Below are 20384 nucleotides of genomic sequence, written 5' to 3'. Positions count from 1 at the left end.
CCTTTTTTTATTGTATATTAATCAAAGAATTAATACTTCGAATATGCGTGTAGCTTTATTATTTATCTTAATATTCTTATCTGAACTTTGTTTGTCTCAAGTACAAAATAAAACGGAGATTTATTCAAGAATTTCTGAAAATGATTATTGGGGTTATGTTGATAACAGAACAAAAGAAATAAAAATTCCACTTGGTAAATATAAATTTATGAATCCTCTAGATCAAGAAAATATGATTCTTGCTAAGAAAGATGATAAAGAAGGTTATATTGATATTAATGATAATATTTTAATACCTTTTATTTACAATGATCTAAGTGTTTTTTCTGATAATGGTTTAGCAATTGCTCAAATTAAAGATAAGTTTGGTGCAATAAATAGAAAAGGAGAGGTTTTAATTCCATTTATTTATGATCGATTAAATTATTTTTACAAATCAGGTTTATCGAAAATTGTTAAAAATGGAAAATATGGATTTGTAGACAAAACAGGAAAAGAAATTGTTTCTCCTATTTATAATTCTGTTGATCAATCTATGAATGATAGTATTTTATTTGTAAAGAATAAGGAAAAATGGGCAATTTTTAATAATGAAGGAAAACAATTAACTGATTATATATTTGATAATCATGCAGAGGAGGTTATTGTGAAACCTAAGAATAGTTTTGGAAATGGAACTACATATTTTATAGATGGTTCTATGAAATTATCGAAGAATGGTAAAATTGGGTTTTTAGATAAGAATTTAAAAGAAGTATTAGAGTTTGGAAAATATGATAATGTTTTAATTTTCAATCAAAAAGGTTTAGCAATAGTTGAAGATAAATCTAAATATGGAATTATAAATTCTAAAGGACAAATTGCTTTAGATATTATTTATGATTCAATTTCAAATGATGGACTTTATGGAAATAAATTAGAAACTTTTGTTATCAAAAAGGATGGTAAATTAAAATTACTTTCCGAAGATTTAATTTCAATTTCTGGTGACAAATGGTTGAAAAGTATAAATTTTCGAGAAGCTGTTGTAGAAAATGATCAATATATTTTATTGTTTGAAGTCGAAGACTTTAATAAGAAAAAAGGAATATTAACTTCTGATGGACGAGAATTGGTGAAAATAGAAAACGAAGACGTTTTTTTAGTAAATGAAAATAAAATTGCTGTAATAAAAAAGAATAAAAAGATTTATTTGTTCAATATTATTCAAAAAACACTTTCAAATACTGAGTTTACAAATTACTATCATTCAACTGATGAGGGATTTATTATTTTAAAAAAGAATAAATTATTTGGAGTTGTTGATACTTTGGGAATTACTAAAATTCCACCAATTTATGGAGCAATAGAAGCTGTCTATAATAGACAAAATAATTTTATCGTTAAAAAAAATAAGAAATTTGGAATTATAGATATTAATCAAAAAATAATTGTTCCAATAGAATATTCTTCTATTTCTAATTGGGTAGAATATGGACCTAAAGAACATATTGTTACTAAAAATGGTTTATCTGGTTTGATAACGCGAGAAGGTCAGATTTCAATACCTTGTATTTACAAAGATTTTAGTTATGCAAACGGCTACTTTTTTGTGAGCCAAAGAGGGAAATTCGGAGCTGTAGATAAGTTGAATAATCAGTTAATTCCATTTGAATATGATGAATTGAAATTTAATTGGAGTGATTTTTATTTTAATTATGAGAATAAACCAATTACTATAGCTGTTATAAAAAAAGGAGAGAGAATGTTAATTGATCTGAAAAATAATATAATTAAAACGAATTTATCTCAAGAAGAATGGGATAAGTTTGGATTGTATTAGCAAAAAAGGAACTCAATTAGAGTTCCTTTTTTAGTTTGTATATAAATCTATAACCAAACAAATTTTTTAGCCTTTTCACTTTCAGGATCAAACCATTAATCACTTATTTCTTGAAAAATTGGTTTTCTATTTTGATCTATTTTGATTTGAATCAAATCTCCAATAGGTGCTCCATGTAAATATCTTAATCGGCCTAAAGAATCGAATTTTATTTTGTTATCATGAAGTAACTTTTCATATTTTGGAAAAAGAGAAATGTTATCTTTTGTTATTCTAATTTGATTCATAACAAAGTTTTAATCTTACTTTATCTTATAAGAAATTCCCCAAAAAACGGGCATATTAAAAGGACCGCTGTATTTTCCGTAACCAGGAATGACTAAAGGATCAATTCCTTGATCTTTTTTACCACCAATATAAGCTGCAGGATGCAAGGCTAATTCACCATAAAAATTCTTGAAAATCTCTACACGTCCACCAACCACAGCTTCTATCCAATAACTGCTTACATTCGCTTTTGGCAAACTTCCTGTTCCTGTAATCTCATTAGATTGTAAATCTCTAATCGGATAACTATTAATGGTTTGCGAATATTTAGAATACGCAATTCGTCCACCAATGTAAATTCCGTTCGATTGATTTTCTACATCTTGCGTTATAAACCAGTTTGCACCAAGTTTTGCAAAAACGCCGTCAACATCAACATTCCAATTGATTTCATCGAACTTATTTTTCTCGAAACCAGCTTCTACAACAGCATGCCACTTATTATTGATTTGATAAGAAGCATAAGCACTAACACCTTTTTTATCGTTGAAAGCAGAAACAATCGGATTGAAAACATCTACACCGATAAAAATATCATGGTGTTTTTTCTTTGGAATAGAATCTGTAACGGAAACTTTTGTCGAATCAGTTTTATTTTCTTGACCAAATGCAAAACTAATTGCGCTCGTTAGCAAAAAGCTTAATAACAGTTGTCGAACCATCTTTAATTTCAGTATTTACAGTTTCTATTTTCTTTATCCAATTTCCAGCTCCATTTGCAGTTTTCGTCACCAATTTTACATCAACTCCTTTAAAAGTTAATCCAAAACCACAAGCTTTAGAAGTATAGCCATTTCCAAGTGTATCGTATTTTAAAATCAATCGATCACGTTTTGCAAGGATTGTTCTGATGACTTTACCCGTTATAGAATCTTTTACATCTATATCTGGACCTTGCGCTATAGTATAATAAATTTCTTTTTTTGAATTATTACGCAAAGCAATTCCGAAACTCGTTTTTCCTAAAGCAGAATTTTTTTCGATTAAGACAGTATCTTTACTCGTTCCTGTAGCTTCTCTAATTCCTTTCGTAATCGAATCATTATATACATACGCCCAATAATAAATCGAATCTTCTAAAGGAACATTTGTTCCATCATAATACATATCAGCAACCATGCGAGGAACATCACCTTCGTCGGTACAAATATCATCGTCTTCGCAACTATAAAATGCTAAAGAAATTATAGAAGCGAAAATTGAATAAGCCAGAAAACGTTGAATATTTTTCATTTTTTTTTGATTGAATTTTAAATTCGCTCTAAAAGTACAATATTTTCGACATGATGCGTTTGTGGAAACATATCAACTGGCTGAACTTTAACAATTTTATAGTGATCTTTCATCAATTCTAAATCGCGCGCTTGTGTAGCAGAGTTACACGAAACGTAAACAACACGTTTAGGATTCATGAACAAAATATTTTCAACTACTTTTTTATGCATTCCATCACGTGGAGGATCAGTAATAATTACATCTGGAATTCCGTGTTCGTTGATAAAATCTTGATTCAATACATCTTTCATATCACCACAATAGAAATCACAATTATCAATTCCATTGAATTTTGCTGCCGCTTTTGCTGCATCAATAGCTTCTTGAACAGATTCTACACCAACTACTTTTTTCGCTTTTTTCGAAACGAATTGTGCAATTGTTCCAGTTCCTGTATATAAATCGTACACTAATTCATCACCAGTTAAACCTGCAAAATCACGTGTTAATTTATATAATTCGTATGCTTGTTCTGGATTTGTTTGATAGAAAGATTTTGGACCAATTTTAAAGTTCAAATCTTCCATCTTTTCCATAATATGATCATCTCCAGCAAAAACTTCAATATCTAAATCATAAACAGAATCGTTTTGTTTTGGATTGATTGCATACAATAATGAAGTGATTTCTGGGAATTTATCTTTCAAGTTTTGTAAGAAAGCCTCACGATTTTCTTTTTCTTCACGGAAAAATTGAACCAAAACCATTACTTGTCCATTCTGAGAAGTACGAATCATTAATGTTCTTAATAAACCTTCTTGATTTTTTAAATCGAAGAAATCTAAGTTATGTTCTAATGCAAAACGTTTTGCTTCAACACGAATCGCATTCGAAGGATCACGTTGTAAGTGACATTTTGTAACATCCAAAACTTTAGACCAAGCACCAGGAATATGGAATCCAACTACGTCACGGTCGTCAAATTCTTTCCCAGACTGAATTTCTTCTAACGTTAACCAACGTGCATTAGAAAAAGTAAATTCTAATTTATTACGGTAAAAATATTGTTCTTTAGAACCTAAAATTGGAACAATTTCAGCATCTAGATCTTTGAAACCTCCGATACGAACCAAATTGTTAACCACTTCGTCGTGTTTAAATTTAAGTTGAGCATCATAGCTCATATCTTGCCATTTACAACCACCGCAAACACCAAAATGCTCACATTCTGGCTGAACACGATAAGGAGATTTTGTGTGAATTTCGATTGCTTGTCCCTCTAAATAGCTGCTTTTTTTCTTCAAAATGTGTACATCTACAACGTCTCCTGGAATCGCACCTTTTATCAGAACCGTTTTTCCTTCCTCTGTTTTACCAACTGATACACCTTTTGCACCAGCACGTAAAACTTCTATATTATTTAATATGATTTTTTGTTTCGCTTTTCTTGACATTTTGCAAAGGTAAGGAAGTCGTCGAAATATTCAATTTTTTATCTTTTTTTGGAATCAATCTTTGTATTTTAAATAATATTTTTATTTTTACAATATAAAATCTATCGGTTTTATAGGTTATTATTTTGTTTGATAAATTTATTTAGAATAATTTTCATAAAATAGTTTAAAAAATAGGTTTGTTATTTAAATTATTCTCTTAATTATATTTGTTTAGAAAAATAATATAATTTTGAAATCAGAAATAAAACAAGAAAAAATGAAAAATTTAGTATTTAATATGTCAATGTATATGTGCCACTCGTTAAAAGAGGAGGAATATATTGTGACGTATTAATTACGAAAATAATAATTCATGAACTCCTCCAAAATTTTGAGGAGTTTTTTATTGTCAAAAAATAAGTTAGAAAGTTAGAAAGAATGTCAAGTCAAGAAAAAAATTATTTAAATCAACTAGAAGACGAAGCAATCTACATTTTGAGAGAAACAGCTGCTCAATTTGAGCGTCCAGCATTGTTATTTTCAGGAGGAAAAGATTCTATTGTTTTGATTCATTTAGCTTTGAAAGCCTTTCGTCCAGGGAAATTTCCTTTTCCTTTGGTACACGTAGATACAGGACACAATTTTCCTGAAGCGATAAAATTTAGAGATTATTTGGTCAATAAAATTGGCGAAAAATTGATTGTTGCTTCTGTAGAAGATGCTATAAAAAAGTATAATCTGAAAGAAACTGCTGGCCGTTTTCCTTCTCGTAATGCCTTGCAAACGTATGCGTTGTTAGATGTAATCGAAGAAAATGAATTTGATGCATGTATTGGAGGAGCACGTCGTGATGAAGAAAAAGCACGTGCAAAAGAACGTATTTTCTCGGTTCGTGATGATTTTGGTCAATGGGATCCTAAACTTCAGCGTCCAGAATTGTGGAATATTTTGAATGGAAGAATTGAAAAAGGACATAATGTACGTGTTTTTCCGATTAGCAATTGGACAGAATTAGATGTTTGGAATTACATAAAACAAAATAACATCGAATTACCAAATTTATACTTTGCCCACGAGCGCGAATGTATTGTTTACAATGATAAATTAATTGCGACTTCAGATTTTATTCAGCCAAATGCAGACGATGAGGTTGTCGTAGAAAAAGTACGTTACAGAACGGTTGGTGATATGACGTGTACAGCGGCTGTACCTTCGGATTCTTCTACGATTGACGATATCATTACTGATATTATTAATACAAGAATTAGCGAAAGAGGACAAACTCGTTTGGATGATCAATTGTCAGAATCTGCGATGGAAGACCGTAAAAAACAAGGTTATTTCTAAGTCAAAATTTTTTTAAACAAAACTCTATAATATCTATAGGAATTAAGTAAAATGATTACATTAAAATTTATAACAGCAGGAAACGTAGACGATGGTAAAAGTACTTTAATAGGACGTTTACTTTACGATTCGAATAGTATTCACACCGATCAATTGGGTGTTTTAGAAAAACGTAAATCAAATGAAGACGACGAAATTGATTTGTCTTTGATCACAGATGGTTTACGTGCCGAGCGCGAACAAGGAATTACAATAGACGTTGCATATAAATATTTTTCGACTGCAAAACGAAAATTTATTATTGCAGATGCGCCTGGACATGAGCAATATACTCGAAATATGATTACAGGTGCTTCAAATTCAGAGTTGATTATTATTCTGGTTGATGCACGAAAAGGAATTACTTCTCAAACAAAACGTCATGCAAGTATTGGTTCGTTGATGGGAATTAAAAAAGCAATTATTGCGATTAACAAAATTGATTTGGTTGATTATTCGCAAGATATTTTCGAAAAGATAAAAAATGATTTTCAACAAATTCAAGATCAATTGAATTATGATGAAGTAACTTTTATTCCAGTTTCTGCTTTGGTTGGCGATAATATTGTCGAAAAATCTGCGAAAACGCCTTGGTATAATGGTGAAACATTATTGCATCAGTTGGAAACAGTTTCGATTGAAACAGATAAAAATTTAGCAGCGCGTTTTCAGGTTCAATGGGTAATTCGCCCAAAAGATGAAGAACATCACGATTATAGAGGTTATGCGGGACAAATTTTGAGTGGAGTTTACAAAGTTGGGGATTCTATTAAAGTTTATCCATCAAATATCGAATCAAAAATTGTTAAAATAGAACGTCATTTGGAAGAAGTACAACATGCTGAAGCAGGAGAAAATGTTGTGATTCATCTCGAAAATAATATAGATATCAGTAGAGGAGACACAATTGTAAAAACTTCCGAAGAACCGCAAACGACAAACGAACCAAAGGCTTGGATTTGTTGGTTAGACAATAATGCATTGCAACAAGGAAAAACGTATGTTTTACAACACCGTTTTCATTCGGTTCGTGCAAAAATCAAAACAATCGATCAACATTGGGATATTAATAATTGGGAATTTATTCCATCTGAAGAAATCAAGTTAAATGATATTGGACAAGTGGTTTTAAAAACGAATCAACCTTTATTTTTTGATTCTTTCAAAGAAAATATTCATACAGGAAATGCCATTTTGATTGACGAAACAACGAAAAATACAGTCGCAGCTTTGATGTTTATTGATTAAAACATCAATTAAATCTTATCAATCAACTAATTTATTACAAACATGCAAACAACAATAGGAAAAGTAATTTTGGCTGGCGCTGGTCCTGGAGATCCAGAATTGGTGACGCTCAAAACATTAAATTATATCAAAAAAGCAGATGTTATTTTGACAGATCGCTTGGTTTCTCCAGTGTTAATAGACGAATATGCGTCGAAAGATGCGTTAGTTATTTATGTCGGAAAACAATGTTCGAAAGGCATTCATACGCCTCAAAAAGATATCAACGATTTGATGATTGAGTTTGCAATGCAAGGAAAATTAGTGGTTCGATTGAAAGGAGGTGACGCTTCACTTTTTTCTAATATTTTGGACGAATTAGTAACCTTGAAAAAAAATCATGTTCCGTACGAAATAATTCCAGGAATTTCGGCTGCTTTTGGTGCTGCTGCTTACACAGGAATTCCGTTGACAGCACGCAATCATTCGAAAGGAGTTCGCATGTTGACGTTGTGCGATTTGAAATCTATTGAAGATAAACAATGGAAAGATTGGGCAAAAACGTCTGATACATTGGTTTTTTATATGAGTGGACAACGTTTACAAACTTTGGCCAATCAGTTAATTTTGAATGGAATTGATACCGAAAAAGGTTTAGCAGTTATTCAACAAGCGACAACTCCAGATCAGAAAACACAAGTTTTTACTTTTGAAAATATTGTAGAAAATCATTTACCAACCTTCGATTTTGTACCAACTTTAATTATCGTTGGTCATGTTGTCAATTTGCATCAATCATTCGCTTGGTTCGATGAACAGCCAACTTCCAACTCTTATTTTGATAACCATAAAACAACAATTTCTTATGCTAGCTAACGAAAAATTGAACTTAGTAAAAAGTTTAGTCAAAGAATTATCACGTGACGAAATTATTTGGACAAATGGTTATTTGGCTGGATTAGTTGCAAATCAGACACAAGATGAGCCGAAAGAACAAAGGGTTTTAACCTCAATCAAACCTACAATAATCTATGGAACTGAAACAGGAAATGCGAAGAAATTAGCCAATCAATTGCTTGGAATTTTTAAGAAGAATAAAATTCAAGCTAAAGCGATTGATGCGTTTCAATATCCACTCGAAAAAATTGAAAAAGAAGAATTTTTAATTTTAATTTTTAGTACGCAGGGAGATGGAGATTTACCTCAAAATGCTCAAAAATTCTATGATAATTTGAGTAACTCTGATCTAAAATTAAATCAAACTAAGTTTGCTGTTTTTGGTTTGGGCGATACGTCTTATCCGTTTTTCTGTAAATCAGGAGAAGAAATTGATGAATTATTTGGAAAACTAGGCGCACAACGCGTTTTCGATTTGGTAAAAGTAGATTTAGATTATCAAGAAATTGCCGAAAATTGGTTTGCGGATATTTTAAAAACTATTCAATCAGAAGGAAGTTCAACGGTTGTACAACCTCAAAAATTGCAAAGTTCTTCAACGCAGAAAAAATCGTATGAAGGAATTGTAAAGCATAAAATCGTTTTGAACGACAGAGGTTCAAACAAAGAAACCTATCATGTCGAAATAGCAGTTGATGAGCAAGTCGATTACGAACCTGGTGATGCTTTGGGTGTTTATCCAAAAAATAATCAAACCGAAATTTTAGCAATAGCAAAGCTTTTTAATGAAGAAAATCGCGCGAAAGAACTTGAAGAAAAAAATATTAGAGCACTTTCTAAAAAATCAATCGATCAATTTGCAACGATTTTGAATGTAGAAATTCTCGAAACTAAAATTGATTTAATTGATTTGTTGACAAAATATTTTTCGTCAGAATCTACAATAAAATTTGATGATATTTTAAATCTTTTGCATCCAATTGCACCACGTTTATATTCGATTTCATCATCGAATGAAGCACATGATAATGAAATTCATTTAACGGTTAGTCTGAATACTTTTTCAGTTTCAGATCAACAAAAAACTGGATTATGTTCTCAGTTTTTAGCAGATTTTGAGCAAGGTAAATCCATAGAATTTTACATTCATAAAAATAAAAACTTCAAACTTCCAGATGAAAATCAATCGGTAATTATGATTGGTCCAGGAACAGGAATTGCACCTTTTCGTAGTTTTTTGACACATCGTGATGCAATTGGCGCAGAAGGTAAAAACTGGTTGTTTTTTGGTGAACAACATTTTGTTTCGGATTTCTATTATCAAACTGAAATTCAGGAATGGCTTTCGACAGGAGTTTTGAGCAAATTAGATACAGCTTTTTCTAGAGATCAAAAACATAAAATTTATGTACAAGATCGAGTGAAAGAACAAGGAAAAGAGCTTTACAATTGGTTAAATGAAGGTGCTTATTTGTATGTCTGTGGACAAAAAGATGGAATGAGTACAGATGTAGAAAGTGCTTTGATCGAATTAATTGCAAAAGAATCAAATCAAGATGAGGTTTCAGCGAAAAATTTTCTGGAACAATTACAAGAAGAAGGTCGTTACCAAAAAGATGTCTACTAATCAACCAATAACTAACAAAATGAGTATAGAAAAACAATCTCCTATTGAAGGAATTAAAATAAAAAGTGACGGACTTCGCGGTACGTTAAAAGAGAGTATAGAGCTGGATAATCACACCGGAAATGTGCGTGCAGATGACGAAGCTTTGGTGAAATTTCACGGAATGTATGTGCAAGATGATCGCGATAGACGAGAAGAACGCGCAGAAAAAAAGTTAGACAAATTGTATTCTTTTATGATTCGTTTACGTATTCCGGGTGGAATTATTGACGCTGATAAATGGTTGGCAATTCACGAAACTTCTGAACAATATGGAACAGGCGTTTTGAAAATTACAACGCGTCAAACCATTCAATTGCACGGAATTTTGAAACATCAATTGCGTCCAACTTTACAATCGTTTGACCAAGCAAAGTTAGATTCTATCGTGGCTTGTGGTGATGTGAACCGAAATGTAATTGCGAGTTCTCATCCGTTGGTTTCGTCTATTCATGCTCAAATTCATGCATATGCAGATAAATTATCAAAACATTTGTTGCCTAAAACACAAGCTTATTATGAGATTTTTGTGGATAATGAAAAGATTTACGAACGCGAAACAGAGAAAGATGATTTGTACGAAGACCGCTATTTACCCCGAAAATTTAAAATTGCAATTGCTATTCCGCCAACTAATGATGTAGATGTTTTTGCAAATGATTTGGGACTGATTGCGATTATCGAAAATAATGAATTGAAAGGTTTCAATATCGCTGTTGGTGGAGGTTTGTCTACAACTCACGGAAATCCAAATACATATTCGCGTTTAGCAACCGAAATTGGTTTTGTTGATTCTGAAGAAAAAGTGTTGAAACTGGCTTATGAAGTGTTGACAATTCAGCGTGATTTTGGGAATCGTGGAGATCGAAAATTAGCGCGATTAAAATATACAGTTGATAAATTAACGGTTGATGGTTTCAAGTCTGAATTAGAAAAACGTGTTGGTTTTAAATTAGAGCCTTCTCAGCCCTATAAATTTACGGAGCGTTCTGATATTTATGATTGGCGACAAGTGAATAACGAAACGTGGTATTACACTTTATTTGTGGAGAATGGAGTTGTACAGCCTAATCAGAAAGCATTTTTACATGAATTGGCTTTATTAAACATCAATAATTTCATTTTTACAGCGAATCAAAATTTATTGTTAGGTGAAATTTCAACTGAAAATAAAGCTAAAGTTGAACAACTTTTAGAAAAATATTCTATTCACAAAGATATTAGTGAACTTCGAAAAAATTCGATGGCATGCGTGGCTTTACCAACTTGTCCATTGGCTTTAGCAGAAGCGCAACGTTATTTGCCAGAATTGATGACTAAAATAGAGCCTTTGCTAGAAAAACATCAACTTCAAAATGATGATATTTCTATTCGTATGACGGGCTGTCCAAATGGTTGTGGTCGTTCGTATGTTTCGGAGATTGGTTTTGTAGGGACTTCTGCTGGACATTATAATTTGATGTTGGGAGGAGATCGATATGGTGTTCGTTTGAACAAAATTTACAAAGAAAAAGTCAATGAAACTGAGATTTTGAATGAGTTAGACCAAGTTTTCGAAAGTTATACAAAAGAAAAAATAGACAATGAAACATTCGGAGATTTTACCTATCGAAAATATTTTTCGGTTAATTAGTTAAATCGCTTTAAGAACAATGAAAAATAATTTATTCCCGATATTTTTAAAAACAGAGCATTTGCGCTTCCTGATTGTTGGCGGAGGAAATGTAGGATTAGAAAAGGTTTCGACGCTAATCAAACAAAATCCTTCGGTCAATTTGAAAGTTGTAGCAAAGGAATTTAAACAAGAATTGAAAGATGTTTTTTCACAATATCCATCAATTCAATATGAAACTCATGCGTTCGAATCGAGTGATTTGGAAGATGTAGATTTAGTGATTGTCGCCACCGATAATAAAGAGACTTCGCAAGAAGTGAAGCAAAAAGCAAATGCAAAAGGAATTTTGGTTAATGCAGCTGATCAGCCAGATTTGTGCGATTTTTATTTAGGTTCGATTGTGAATAAAGGTCATCTTAAAATTGCGATTTCTACAAATGGACAATCTCCTGTTATGGCAAAACGTTTGAGAGAATATTTTTCTGATGTTATTCCAGATTCAATTGATGAAAACATTGAAAGTTTAAATAAAATCAGAAATAATCACAAAGGAGATTTTAATCAAAAACTAACTGATTTGAATCATTTAACTTCTTCATTTGAAGGAAAAAAATCGACTAAAAAATACAAACGTTTAGTAACCGAAATTACATTGATATTTTTTGCATTATTCTTAGGATATGCTTTGTCATCAATCGTAAGTTTTTCGGAAGCGAAAGATTTCGTTGTTCATATTCCCAATGTTTTTTACATCATGTTGGCGGTTGGTTTTTTCGCGCAAATGGTCGACGGAGCCGTTGGTTTGGGATATGGTGTAACGTGTTCCACAAGCATGATGTTGTTTGGTGTTAATCTGCCTTCAATAAGTGGTAGTATTCATACTGCCGAAATGTTTTCGAGCGGAATTAGTGGTTTTTCGCATTATAGATTTGGAAATGTAAACAAAAAATTATTGGTTGCTTTGGCTATTCCAGGCGTTATTGGAGCAGTTTCGGGATCATTATTATTGGTTTATTTGGGAAACAAATACGAAACCATTACTTACGGAATATTGGCTTCGTACACCTTAATCATCGGAATTCGATTAATTATTTTAGCATTCAGAAAAAAAATCGAACGCAAAAAAGTAAAACGAGTTGGGTTTTTAGGATTTGCCGGAGGTTTTTTAGATGCTTTTGGTGGTGGAGGTTGGGGACCTGTCGTGACATCAACTTTATTAGCAAAAGGAAAAAAATCAAACTTAGTAGTAGGAACAGTTAGTTTAGCCGAGTTTTTTGTGACACTTTCTGCATCGTTGACTTTTTTTGCAGCTTTGGGCGTAAGTCATGGTTTTATCATTGCAGGTTTAATAATTGGAGGAGCTTTAGCAGCGCCAATTGCAGCGAAATTAGCAGGCAAAATACCTCAGAAAGTAGCTATTTTGGCTGTAGCTTTTTTAGTGATCACATTTAGTATTCGTATTCTTTTTAAAATTTTCTAAATTTTATATATCATTTCTAACAATCAAAACACTCTTCATCTCGTATGTTGAGTGTTTTTTATTGTTCATTATTTAAGACATATTTAGTTAAAATATATTTTGTGACAGGTTTCAATGTTTTGCCATTTTCGGGATGTAAACCGTAATTTGTATAAAATTCTACTTCACCATTTTTCTTTGTATACCAAACTTTATCAAGTGCATTTTCAAAATTTAAAGTATCAGGTTTTGTGATTTTCTTCAATTGAAAAACAGTTTCGTTATATGGAACAGCATTCATTTGAGGCGAAGTTTCTTCGCATTCTATTTCTTCATAATGATTTTCTTTCCAAATCATACAAGACGAATTTTGATTGATTGAATTAAGAAATAATCCTCCGCTAGCCAAAATAGTTGCAATGCCACTTCCAGCAATTACTTTATTTCGTTGAAGTTTTATTTTCTCAAAGAAATTATTCTTTTTTGATGGAAGATTAATTATTGATTCCTCTTCAGGAATATTATCATCTATTATTGGTTTTACCGATACGATTTCTTCTACATTAACTTCTTTTTCATCACTTTTTATCAGCTGATTTTTTTGATTAAAATCTCCAAAACTTTCATAACCGATATAATGAGCAAGAATATTTAATACATCAATAGAAATATTCTTATCATTAATTTCATTTTTCTCGAATGCTTCATAATATCTCGAAATCGTTTTTGTGCTAATCGGGAAATTATAATCATCAATAAAAATTGTATTTAGATAAGTTGATAATGCATTTTTACTTGAACTCCCACATTCATTTTTTGCTTTCTCAAAAACTTTTTCGAATAGATATTTTTTCGTAGACATTTCACTTTTAATTCTTTTACAAAGTAGACAAATTTTGGACAAAATAAATTACGGTTTCACGTAAAGCGAGCTGTCTAATAATTGTCCAAAACTTGTCCATTGTTTGTCTAACAGCGACTTTGTGTTCTGTATTTACTTTGCAATAGAAATCAAAACAAAAACAAAAAACTTGATTTCTGAAAACGTAGTCTCGAAAATAGTTGAGGTGATTTGAAGGGAAGCATTTTTCCTGAATTGTTCTCAAGATTACAAAAACTTCCCACTAAAGAAGCGCTTCTTTTTTTCTCGTGTACACTACTCGCAATCTGTTTTGTGAGGAAGAGCACCTATATCAAAAAATTAAAAATTTAAGCTATGTTACAATTATTATTCGCTTTATTGGGATTCTTTTTTCCAAATCAAAATGCAAACACAATTTCACAAGATCAACATCCAATTGTACAAACATCAACCGATAGTATAGACGGTGATACAAATGGAGAAAAAGGGGATGTTCCTGTAAAAAAATAAATTATGGACGGGTAGAGAAATCTATCCGTTTTTTATTTAGCTTTATTGAGTAAATACAATGATTTGAGAAAAATTTTATTTTTTGGTATTATACTTTTAATAACTTCATGCCAACAGTCTAAAAACAAAGAGATTGAACAAAATTATTTTGAAAGTAAAGCTTATGATGTTGCTTGGAAGTTTTATGAGAAGAAAGAAAATGATAGTGCGTATATTTATTTTAATAAGGCATATTCAGAATTTTTAAAAAATAAAAATATTCATAAAGCATCAAAATGTTTGATAAACATGGCTTTTATTTCTAAAGATCAAGGAGATTGGTTTGGAAGTCAAGAATTGATTATTTCTTCAATAAAATTATTAAATCCTCAAATAAAAGATGAAAAAGAAACACTTTCTAGTGCATATAATATTTTAGGGCAAACTACTCATGATTTAGGAAATTATAAGGAAGCTATCCAATATTATGAAAAATCAATAGAATATTCTACAGAAAAAGATGTTTATATTATTAATCAAAATAATATTGCAAACAGTTATCTATATGATAGTCAGTATGATAAAGCGATAAATATTTACGAGGAATTATTAAAAGATAAGACTACAATTGAAAATCCAAAAGAATATGCGCGAATTACTGATAATTTAGCATATACCAAATGGTTAAAAGACAATAAATCGAATGTTGTAAATGAATTAAATAAAGCATTAAATATTAGATTAAAGGAAAATGATTTGTGGGGACAAAATGCAAGTTATGCGCATTTAACAGATTATTTTTCAAATTTAGATCATAAAAAAGCATTGGATTACGCTTATAAAAGAAAACAAATTGCGTTTGAGAATAAGAGTGTAGACGATAAATTAGAAGTTTATCAGCAACTTATTTTATTAGAAAATCCAACAAATGCAAAACAATATTTTGAAGCTTATCAAAAGCTAAATGATAGTATTCAGTTAGAACGTAACAGAGCGAAAAATCAATTTGCGTTGGTGCGTTATGATTCGGAGAAAAATCGTGCAGATTTTTTGAAAGCTGAAGCAGAAAACGAAAAGAAGAAAAATGATATTTTAAAACTTTATATTCTAATCGGTTTATTGATCGTTCTGTTTGTTTTTGGATATTTTTTGTACAGAAAAAGAAAGCAAAAATTAGAGCAAGAAAAGGTTTTGGAAGTTAAGAAAACGGAACTGAAATATTCTAAAAAAGTACACGATAAAGTGGCGAACGGAATTTATCATGTGATGTCTGATATTGAGAATAAATCAGAATTTAATCGTGATGAAATCCTAGATAAATTGGAAGTTGTTTATGAAATTTCGCGCGATATTTCTTATGACAAAATCGATGAAAATCAACAAGAAAATTTTGCCGAAAAATTAGCACAGTTGATAAGTTCTTATGATTCGGAACAAGTCAAAATATATTTGATTGGAAATGATAAAGAACTTTGGAGGAATGTACAAGATTATGCTAAAACAGAGGTTTTTTTGGTGATGCAAGAATTGTTGACGAACATGAAAAAACATAGCGAAGCTTCACGAGTTATATTAAATTTTAAAGAAGAAAATCAGCAAATTATTATCAATTATTCGGATGACGGAATTGGAATTTCGGATTTAAAACCTAAAAATGGTTTGCAAAATACGGTTTCACGTATTTCTAATCTAAACGGAGATGTTATTTTTGAAACTGAAAATGTGAATGGTCTAAAAATTAAGATCATATTTCCAATTCAATAACCTAAATAAAAAGTATGTTTAAAAAAGTATTAATTGCAGAAGATTTTGAGAGTTTTAATATTTCGGTTCAGAAAGTTTTAAAAGATTTACAAGTTGAAAATCCTGATTATGCTTTTTATTGTGATGATGCATTCTTGAAAGTGAAAAAAGCACTGCACGACGATCAACCTTATGATTTATTGATTTCTGATTTGTCTTTTGAAGAAGATCATCGCGAGCAAAACTTGAAAGGGGGAAGAGATTTAATTGAAGCAGTAAAAGCGATTCAGCCAAATTTGAAAGTGATTGTTTTTTCGGTAGAAAAGAAAGCGGATATGGTGGATAATCTTTTCAAAGAATACCATATAGATGGGTTTGTGGCGAAAGGAAGAGAAGACTCGAAAGAATTGAAAAAAGCGATACAAACTGTTTTTGCGGATGGAATGCATTTGGAATTGGACATGAAACGTAGTATAAAACAAAAAAATACGTATGAAATTACTTCATATGATGTCACATTAGTTTCGTTACTTTCGAATGGAATTTTGTTAAAAGATATTCCAAATCACTTAAAACAAAATAATATCAAGCCAGCAAGTCAAAGCAGTGTAGAAAAGAGATTGGGCTCATTAAAAGAGTCGCTACAAATTACAAGTAATCATCAATTGGTTGCATTTTTTAAAGATTTGGGAAGCATTTAACCCAAATCTTTACACCATTTATTCTCGAAAATCTGTTGTAATTGCGCAATTTCTTTTTCGTAAATCGTATTTTTTCGGGAACCAAAATAGAGTGTATTTTCCAATGGTTTTTCACCTTGCCAAACCAATTTTATTTTACCAGAATTTATTGCTTCTTGGCATAAAAAATCAGGAACAATAGAAAAACCATTTCCATCACTCAAACAACGAATAATAGAACTGATATTTGGAACGATATAATTTGGTTTGAAATCTGGATGCTCCTTAAAGTTTTCTAACCAAAAATGTTTTAAATGTTCCATATCAGCGGCTGTGCTATACCAAAGATTATTTTTTAATTCATTTTTTAAAGCTTTATAATCTTTATGGTTTAAACTTTTTTCGATTGAAGTTAAATCTGTATTGTTTCCTGCAATCAAAACGATTTTTTCTTTCGAAAAAGGATGATAACAAAGATTTTTGTGAGTACTTTTTTGAGGAGTAATAACCAAATCCAATAAACCATTATCCAAATCTTGGTGCATGATTTTATAATCTCCAAATTTGATAATTAAGTTAAAATCTAAATCAGAAACATGTTCCTCTAATGTATATTGAAAAGTTTCAAAACACATTCCTATGCTGATTGTTGCACGATCTTTATCAGCTCGTTTATGAAAATGTTGCTCTGCAGCAGCTAATTTTTGAATCGGTTCTAAAATAAAATTATACAAAATTTTTCCTTTTTCAGTCGGTACCATTTTTCGCGCCGATCGATCAAATAATTTGTAACCCGTATAGGCTTCCAACGAATTGAGATGTAAGCTAACACCAGGTTGTGAAATAAATAATTGTTGCGCTGCGGCTGATAAAGTTCCTGTTTCGTAAATTGCTTTAAACGTTCTGAACCATTCAAAATTTGATTGCATAATTTCTAAATTTTAATTTTCGTCATAAGGTAAATCGTCAGGATTTACATCAATATAATCGGGTTTTGGTAAAGTCGAAAGTCGATACGCTTTTATCGTTTTCAACTCCAATAAATTTGCTTTTACAACACGATGCATTCCGTCCATCAATTTTCCATCAGGACAAACAATAATTGGATAATTTAAGTCTGAATCATTTACTAATTTTATATGTTGCGTGATAGAACGGCATGTCGGCGAATCTCCTTCTTCATTATACCAATAGGTTTCTTCAAACTCATTTATTTTAGACAAATCAATATTTTCGATTTCTAATTCCTTTGTTAGAAAAATTAAATTGTCTACATCCCATGCGTATAGTTTGTTATCAATTTTTCTGAAATGATATTGTTTTCTCATTCTATAATAATTATGATACAAATATATAATTTAAGTTATTTTAATAATAGAAAAACTTGTTGGAATTTTGTCTCATCAAAAAAGAAAATACAATGAAAAATGTTTTTATAATAAACGGCGGTCTTAAATATGCACATTCAGGCGGAAAGCTAAATCATTCTATTACAAATTGGTCAGAAGAAATTTTAAAAGATTTAGGATTAGATATTCGAATAACAGATATTAATGATGAATTTGATCCAAAAGAAGAAGTTGAGAATTTTAAATGGGCAGATTTGATTATTTATCATGTGCCAATTTGGTGGTTTCAAGTTCCTTTTCGATTAAAGTTTTACATAGATGATGTTTTTACAGCAGGACACAATAATGGAATGTACGCTAGTGATGGCCGTTCGCGAATAAATCCTGCAATTAATTACGGAAAAGGTGGATTGATGCACGGAAAAAAATATATGGTAACAAGTACTTGGAACGCGCCAGAAGAAGCTTTTACGTTAGAAGGTGAGTTTTTTGAGCAAAAATCTGTTGATGAAGGTGTTTTATTTGGATTCCATAAAATGAATGAATTTACAGGAATGACAAGATTGAATAGTTTTCACTTTCATGATATCGAGAAAAATGCAACGCCAGAGCGGATAGATGCTTATCAAAATGAATACAAATCATTTTTGAAAGCTGAAATAGAGCAAGAATTGGTTGTAATTTAGAAAACTATAATTAAAACAAAACCCTCCATTTTAGGAGGGTTTTAAGATTTTATTCTGAAAGAAGTTTTTTAATATCTTCTTTTAAAAATTCTATTTCAGGATGATATTTTCCTCCCAATGAAGGTTCTTTTCCTTCAGGATCTTTGTAATTCAGTCCCGAATAAAACAACATTGGAACACCCATTTTATCATATCGACTTCTGATATTCCCCTGTTTATCAACCAACGCAAGTTTTCCGCTATGATTTAGACCTTCGGCAGTTGTTTCGTCTTTTCCAACATAAATATTGAATTTGTCCGAAAGTTGCTCAATATTTTCTCGATCCGAAGTCAAATAATGCCAATTCGGCGATTTTACACCAATTTGTTTTGCATATTCTAACAATCGTGCAGGTGTATCTCGTTTTGGGTCAATCGTAACCGAAATAAAACCAAGGTTTGCATCATTTATTTCATCTTCTATCGAACGTAAATTATGGCTCATCACAGGACAAATAGTAGGACAACTTGTAAAGAAAAATTCTACAACGTACACTTTTCCTAACATATCACGATCTGTAATTGTTTGATTATTTTGATTCGTCATCGAAAATTCTGGAACTTTCATTACGGTGTAAAGTTCGTCTTTTGGCTTATTTTTTAACCAAAAAACAGTTCCTATAACGCCTAAAATGATAACAATAACGGCTATTAATTGTTTATTCATGAATATGTTTTTCTGGATTTTTTAGAAATTCTTCTTTACACATTGTCGAACAAAAACCATACGTTTTTCCTTGGTAATTAGCTGTATCACTTAAATGTTCAGCAGTTTTCATTCCACAAATAGGATCAGCTTCGTTCACAACCGCAACATCCAATTTCGTTGCTGCTTTCATTTCTTGGTGAGAAACATGTTTTACTTCAAAACTCTCTTGTTTTGGTTGCTTTTTGTTACAAGAAAATAATGCAAATCCTACTACGATTAAAGCGAATATATTTTTTAAGTTTTTCATTTTATATTGTTTATTTGTTTTTAATTAATTGTTATCTTATTCTGTAATTCAGGTTTATAAAAGAAAAACTAAACAATTGGTGGATGAAAAATTAAACGAATAATATAGTTAGAATTAATATCTAGATAATAATCAGTTGAAGATTTATTTTCTTGTGTAAAATATTTTTTAGGAGAAATAATTTGTTTTTGAGGAACAATCGCATCTAAAATTTTGACCGAATTTTTGACAAAATGATTTTCGGGTTGATTCTTTTCACTTTTCGAAATTTCATCTTTCAAATAGCAAAAACCGTTACAAAGTAATTCAGGTTTTTCTCGATTTTCACAAAGTTCATTTGTGATTTCTTTATAATTCAAAACATAATCTATCATCGGCATTAAAGGACGAAATGCGATAGAAAATATGAGTGATATGAAAAATAGTATGCGCAAAAAACTAATTTAGTGACAAATTTAACCAAATTGATTGAGGTTGAATATGATAAAATTTATGATTTTAAAAGAAAGATTTATCATAATCTTCACTTT

The 20384-nt window shown here is 30.8% G+C and carries 21 protein-coding genes; 11 read left to right on the top strand and 10 right to left on the bottom strand.

The features are described from left to right. The first annotated feature begins 43 nt into the window (after positions 1-43). A complete protein-coding gene (locus HXZ74_RS06260; protein ID WP_114999564.1) occupies positions 44-1822 on the top strand; it encodes a WG repeat-containing protein in 1779 nt (592 codons plus the stop codon). 95 nt (positions 1823-1917) lie between these two features. Here the strand turns inward: HXZ74_RS06260 and HXZ74_RS06255 are convergent, their stop codons facing one another. The 4 genes from HXZ74_RS06255 to rlmD are packed head-to-tail and all read right to left on the bottom strand — an operon-like array spanning position 1918 to position 4818. Next, complete coding sequence (locus tag HXZ74_RS06255) at positions 1918-2109, bottom strand: hypothetical protein (RefSeq protein WP_286474392.1); 192 nt, start codon at positions 2107-2109, stop codon at positions 1918-1920. Between the two features lie 15 nt (positions 2110-2124). Then, on the bottom strand, positions 2125-2811 hold the full coding sequence (locus tag HXZ74_RS06250) for a DUF6048 family protein (RefSeq protein ID WP_152606094.1): 687 nt from the start codon (positions 2809-2811) through the stop codon (positions 2125-2127). After that, positions 2765-3382: a DUF6452 family protein gene (locus HXZ74_RS06245; RefSeq protein ID WP_114999568.1), complete on the bottom strand. Its 618-nt coding sequence runs from the start codon at positions 3380-3382 to the stop codon at positions 2765-2767. The genes HXZ74_RS06250 and HXZ74_RS06245 overlap by 47 nt, the downstream gene beginning before the upstream one ends. A 17-nt stretch (positions 3383-3399) precedes the next feature. Then, the gene (gene rlmD / locus HXZ74_RS06240) at positions 3400-4818 is read right to left on the bottom strand and encodes a 23S rRNA (uracil(1939)-C(5))-methyltransferase RlmD (protein WP_286474390.1); all 1419 of its coding nucleotides are present in this window, start codon (positions 4816-4818) and stop codon (positions 3400-3402) included. Positions 4819-5238: 420 nt separating this feature from the next. Here rlmD and cysD point away from each other — a divergent pair, with 420 nt between their 5' ends. From cysD to HXZ74_RS06210, 6 genes are read left to right on the top strand one after another with little or no spacing between them, the layout of a single operon-like run. After that, positions 5239-6147, top strand: coding sequence for a sulfate adenylyltransferase subunit CysD (gene cysD / locus HXZ74_RS06235; protein ID WP_114999573.1), 909 nt, complete (start codon positions 5239-5241; stop codon positions 6145-6147). Between the two features lie 51 nt (positions 6148-6198). After that, entirely contained in the window at positions 6199-7434 is a 1236-nt protein-coding gene (locus tag HXZ74_RS06230) for a sulfate adenylyltransferase subunit 1 (protein ID WP_114999575.1), read from the top strand. Positions 7435-7476: 42 nt separating this feature from the next. Next, on the top strand, positions 7477-8289 hold the full coding sequence (gene cobA, locus HXZ74_RS06225; protein WP_280061624.1) for a uroporphyrinogen-III C-methyltransferase: 813 nt from the start codon (positions 7477-7479) through the stop codon (positions 8287-8289). Then, the gene (locus HXZ74_RS06220) at positions 8279-9937 is read left to right on the top strand and encodes a diflavin oxidoreductase (RefSeq protein WP_219035046.1); all 1659 of its coding nucleotides are present in this window, start codon (positions 8279-8281) and stop codon (positions 9935-9937) included. Before cobA ends, HXZ74_RS06220 begins: the two co-directional genes overlap by 11 nt. A gap of 19 nt (positions 9938-9956) precedes the next feature. After that, positions 9957-11609 (top strand): NADPH-dependent assimilatory sulfite reductase hemoprotein subunit, encoded by a 1653-nt coding sequence (locus HXZ74_RS06215; RefSeq protein ID WP_286474387.1) that lies wholly within the window; start codon positions 9957-9959, stop codon positions 11607-11609. 19 nt (positions 11610-11628) lie between these two features. After that, positions 11629-13071 carry a TSUP family transporter gene (locus HXZ74_RS06210; RefSeq protein ID WP_286474384.1) on the top strand — a complete coding sequence of 481 codons (1443 nt, stop codon included), beginning with the start codon at positions 11629-11631 and terminating at the stop codon, positions 13069-13071. A gap of 58 nt (positions 13072-13129) precedes the next feature. Here HXZ74_RS06210 and HXZ74_RS06205 read toward each other — a convergent pair whose 3' ends face one another. Further along, positions 13130-13912: a hypothetical protein gene (locus tag HXZ74_RS06205; protein ID WP_219035050.1), complete on the bottom strand. Its 783-nt coding sequence runs from the start codon at positions 13910-13912 to the stop codon at positions 13130-13132. A gap of 354 nt (positions 13913-14266) precedes the next feature. On the opposite strand from HXZ74_RS06205, the gene HXZ74_RS06200 reads away from it, so the two are divergent. From HXZ74_RS06200 to HXZ74_RS06190, 3 genes are all read left to right on the top strand, one after another. After that, positions 14267-14422, top strand: a complete 156-nt coding sequence (locus HXZ74_RS06200; RefSeq protein WP_219035051.1) for a hypothetical protein — start codon at positions 14267-14269, stop codon at positions 14420-14422. A gap of 288 nt (positions 14423-14710) precedes the next feature. Then, a complete protein-coding gene (locus tag HXZ74_RS06195; RefSeq protein ID WP_286474381.1) occupies positions 14711-16165 on the top strand; it encodes a tetratricopeptide repeat-containing sensor histidine kinase in 1455 nt (484 codons plus the stop codon). A 14-nt stretch (positions 16166-16179) separates the two neighbouring features. Next, positions 16180-16845 carry a response regulator gene (locus HXZ74_RS06190; RefSeq protein WP_125348814.1) on the top strand — a complete coding sequence of 222 codons (666 nt, stop codon included), beginning with the start codon at positions 16180-16182 and terminating at the stop codon, positions 16843-16845. On the opposite strand, the gene HXZ74_RS06185 is transcribed toward HXZ74_RS06190, so the two are convergent. Both HXZ74_RS06185 and HXZ74_RS06180 read right to left on the bottom strand, forming a co-directional pair. Next, positions 16842-17753: a LysR family transcriptional regulator gene (locus tag HXZ74_RS06185; RefSeq protein WP_038332317.1), complete on the bottom strand. Its 912-nt coding sequence runs from the start codon at positions 17751-17753 to the stop codon at positions 16842-16844. The genes HXZ74_RS06190 and HXZ74_RS06185 overlap by 4 nt on opposite strands. A 12-nt stretch (positions 17754-17765) precedes the next feature. Next, complete coding sequence (locus tag HXZ74_RS06180) at positions 17766-18152, bottom strand: hypothetical protein (protein ID WP_280061630.1); 387 nt, start codon at positions 18150-18152, stop codon at positions 17766-17768. A gap of 92 nt (positions 18153-18244) precedes the next feature. On the opposite strand from HXZ74_RS06180, the gene HXZ74_RS06175 reads away from it, so the two are divergent. Next, entirely contained in the window at positions 18245-18859 is a 615-nt protein-coding gene (locus HXZ74_RS06175) for an NAD(P)H-dependent oxidoreductase (protein ID WP_286474379.1), read from the top strand. A gap of 49 nt (positions 18860-18908) precedes the next feature. Here HXZ74_RS06175 and HXZ74_RS06170 read toward each other — a convergent pair whose 3' ends face one another. The 3 genes from HXZ74_RS06170 to HXZ74_RS06160 all read right to left on the bottom strand — a co-directional run bounded on the left by HXZ74_RS06170 (position 18909) and on the right by HXZ74_RS06160 (position 20228). Next, on the bottom strand, positions 18909-19565 hold the full coding sequence (locus HXZ74_RS06170; RefSeq protein WP_286474377.1) for an SCO family protein: 657 nt from the start codon (positions 19563-19565) through the stop codon (positions 18909-18911). Next, positions 19558-19854, bottom strand: coding sequence for a YHS domain-containing protein (locus tag HXZ74_RS06165; protein ID WP_286474375.1), 297 nt, complete (start codon positions 19852-19854; stop codon positions 19558-19560). Before HXZ74_RS06165 ends, HXZ74_RS06170 begins: the two co-directional genes overlap by 8 nt. 68 nt (positions 19855-19922) lie before the next feature. Continuing rightward, on the bottom strand, positions 19923-20228 hold the full coding sequence (locus HXZ74_RS06160) for a hypothetical protein (protein WP_286474371.1): 306 nt from the start codon (positions 20226-20228) through the stop codon (positions 19923-19925). Positions 20229-20384: the final 156 nt, after the last annotated feature.

It is taken from the genome of Empedobacter sp. R750, assembly GCF_030324345.1.
Lineage (GTDB): Bacteria > Bacteroidota > Bacteroidia > Flavobacteriales > Weeksellaceae > Empedobacter > Empedobacter falsenii_C.
This window is presented reverse-complemented; position numbering and strand designations above follow the sequence as displayed.

What these genes read in the sequence shown, in the direction of transcription:
- HXZ74_RS06215 (WP_286474387.1), top strand. Translation starts at nt 9,957, where the DNA reads ATGAGTATAGAAAAACAATCTCCTATTGAAGGAATTAAAATAAAAAGT.
- HXZ74_RS06255 (WP_286474392.1), bottom strand. Translation starts at nt 2,109, where the DNA reads ATGAATCAAATTAGAATAACAAAAGATAACATTTCTCTTTTTCCAAAA.
- HXZ74_RS06200 (WP_219035051.1), top strand. Translation starts at nt 14,267, where the DNA reads ATGTTACAATTATTATTCGCTTTATTGGGATTCTTTTTTCCAAATCAA.
- HXZ74_RS06180 (WP_280061630.1), bottom strand. Translation starts at nt 18,152, where the DNA reads ATGAGAAAACAATATCATTTCAGAAAAATTGATAACAAACTATACGCA.
- HXZ74_RS06185 (WP_038332317.1), bottom strand. Translation starts at nt 17,753, where the DNA reads ATGCAATCAAATTTTGAATGGTTCAGAACGTTTAAAGCAATTTACGAA.
- HXZ74_RS06260 (WP_114999564.1), top strand. Translation starts at nt 44, where the DNA reads ATGCGTGTAGCTTTATTATTTATCTTAATATTCTTATCTGAACTTTGT.
- rlmD (WP_286474390.1), bottom strand. Translation starts at nt 4,818, where the DNA reads ATGTCAAGAAAAGCGAAACAAAAAATCATATTAAATAATATAGAAGTT.
- HXZ74_RS06170 (WP_286474377.1), bottom strand. Translation starts at nt 19,565, where the DNA reads ATGAATAAACAATTAATAGCCGTTATTGTTATCATTTTAGGCGTTATA.
- HXZ74_RS06205 (WP_219035050.1), bottom strand. Translation starts at nt 13,912, where the DNA reads ATGTCTACGAAAAAATATCTATTCGAAAAAGTTTTTGAGAAAGCAAAA.
- cobA (WP_280061624.1), top strand. Translation starts at nt 7,477, where the DNA reads ATGCAAACAACAATAGGAAAAGTAATTTTGGCTGGCGCTGGTCCTGGA.
- cysD (WP_114999573.1), top strand. Translation starts at nt 5,239, where the DNA reads ATGTCAAGTCAAGAAAAAAATTATTTAAATCAACTAGAAGACGAAGCA.
- HXZ74_RS06230 (WP_114999575.1), top strand. Translation starts at nt 6,199, where the DNA reads ATGATTACATTAAAATTTATAACAGCAGGAAACGTAGACGATGGTAAA.
- HXZ74_RS06165 (WP_286474375.1), bottom strand. Translation starts at nt 19,854, where the DNA reads ATGAAAAACTTAAAAAATATATTCGCTTTAATCGTAGTAGGATTTGCA.
- HXZ74_RS06220 (WP_219035046.1), top strand. Translation starts at nt 8,279, where the DNA reads ATGCTAGCTAACGAAAAATTGAACTTAGTAAAAAGTTTAGTCAAAGAA.
- HXZ74_RS06175 (WP_286474379.1), top strand. Translation starts at nt 18,245, where the DNA reads ATGAAAAATGTTTTTATAATAAACGGCGGTCTTAAATATGCACATTCA.
- HXZ74_RS06210 (WP_286474384.1), top strand. Translation starts at nt 11,629, where the DNA reads ATGAAAAATAATTTATTCCCGATATTTTTAAAAACAGAGCATTTGCGC.
- HXZ74_RS06195 (WP_286474381.1), top strand. Translation starts at nt 14,711, where the DNA reads ATGGCTTTTATTTCTAAAGATCAAGGAGATTGGTTTGGAAGTCAAGAA.
- HXZ74_RS06160 (WP_286474371.1), bottom strand. Translation starts at nt 20,228, where the DNA reads ATGATAGATTATGTTTTGAATTATAAAGAAATCACAAATGAACTTTGT.
- HXZ74_RS06245 (WP_114999568.1), bottom strand. Translation starts at nt 3,382, where the DNA reads ATGAAAAATATTCAACGTTTTCTGGCTTATTCAATTTTCGCTTCTATA.
- HXZ74_RS06250 (WP_152606094.1), bottom strand. Translation starts at nt 2,811, where the DNA reads ATGGTTCGACAACTGTTATTAAGCTTTTTGCTAACGAGCGCAATTAGT.
- HXZ74_RS06190 (WP_125348814.1), top strand. Translation starts at nt 16,180, where the DNA reads ATGTTTAAAAAAGTATTAATTGCAGAAGATTTTGAGAGTTTTAATATT.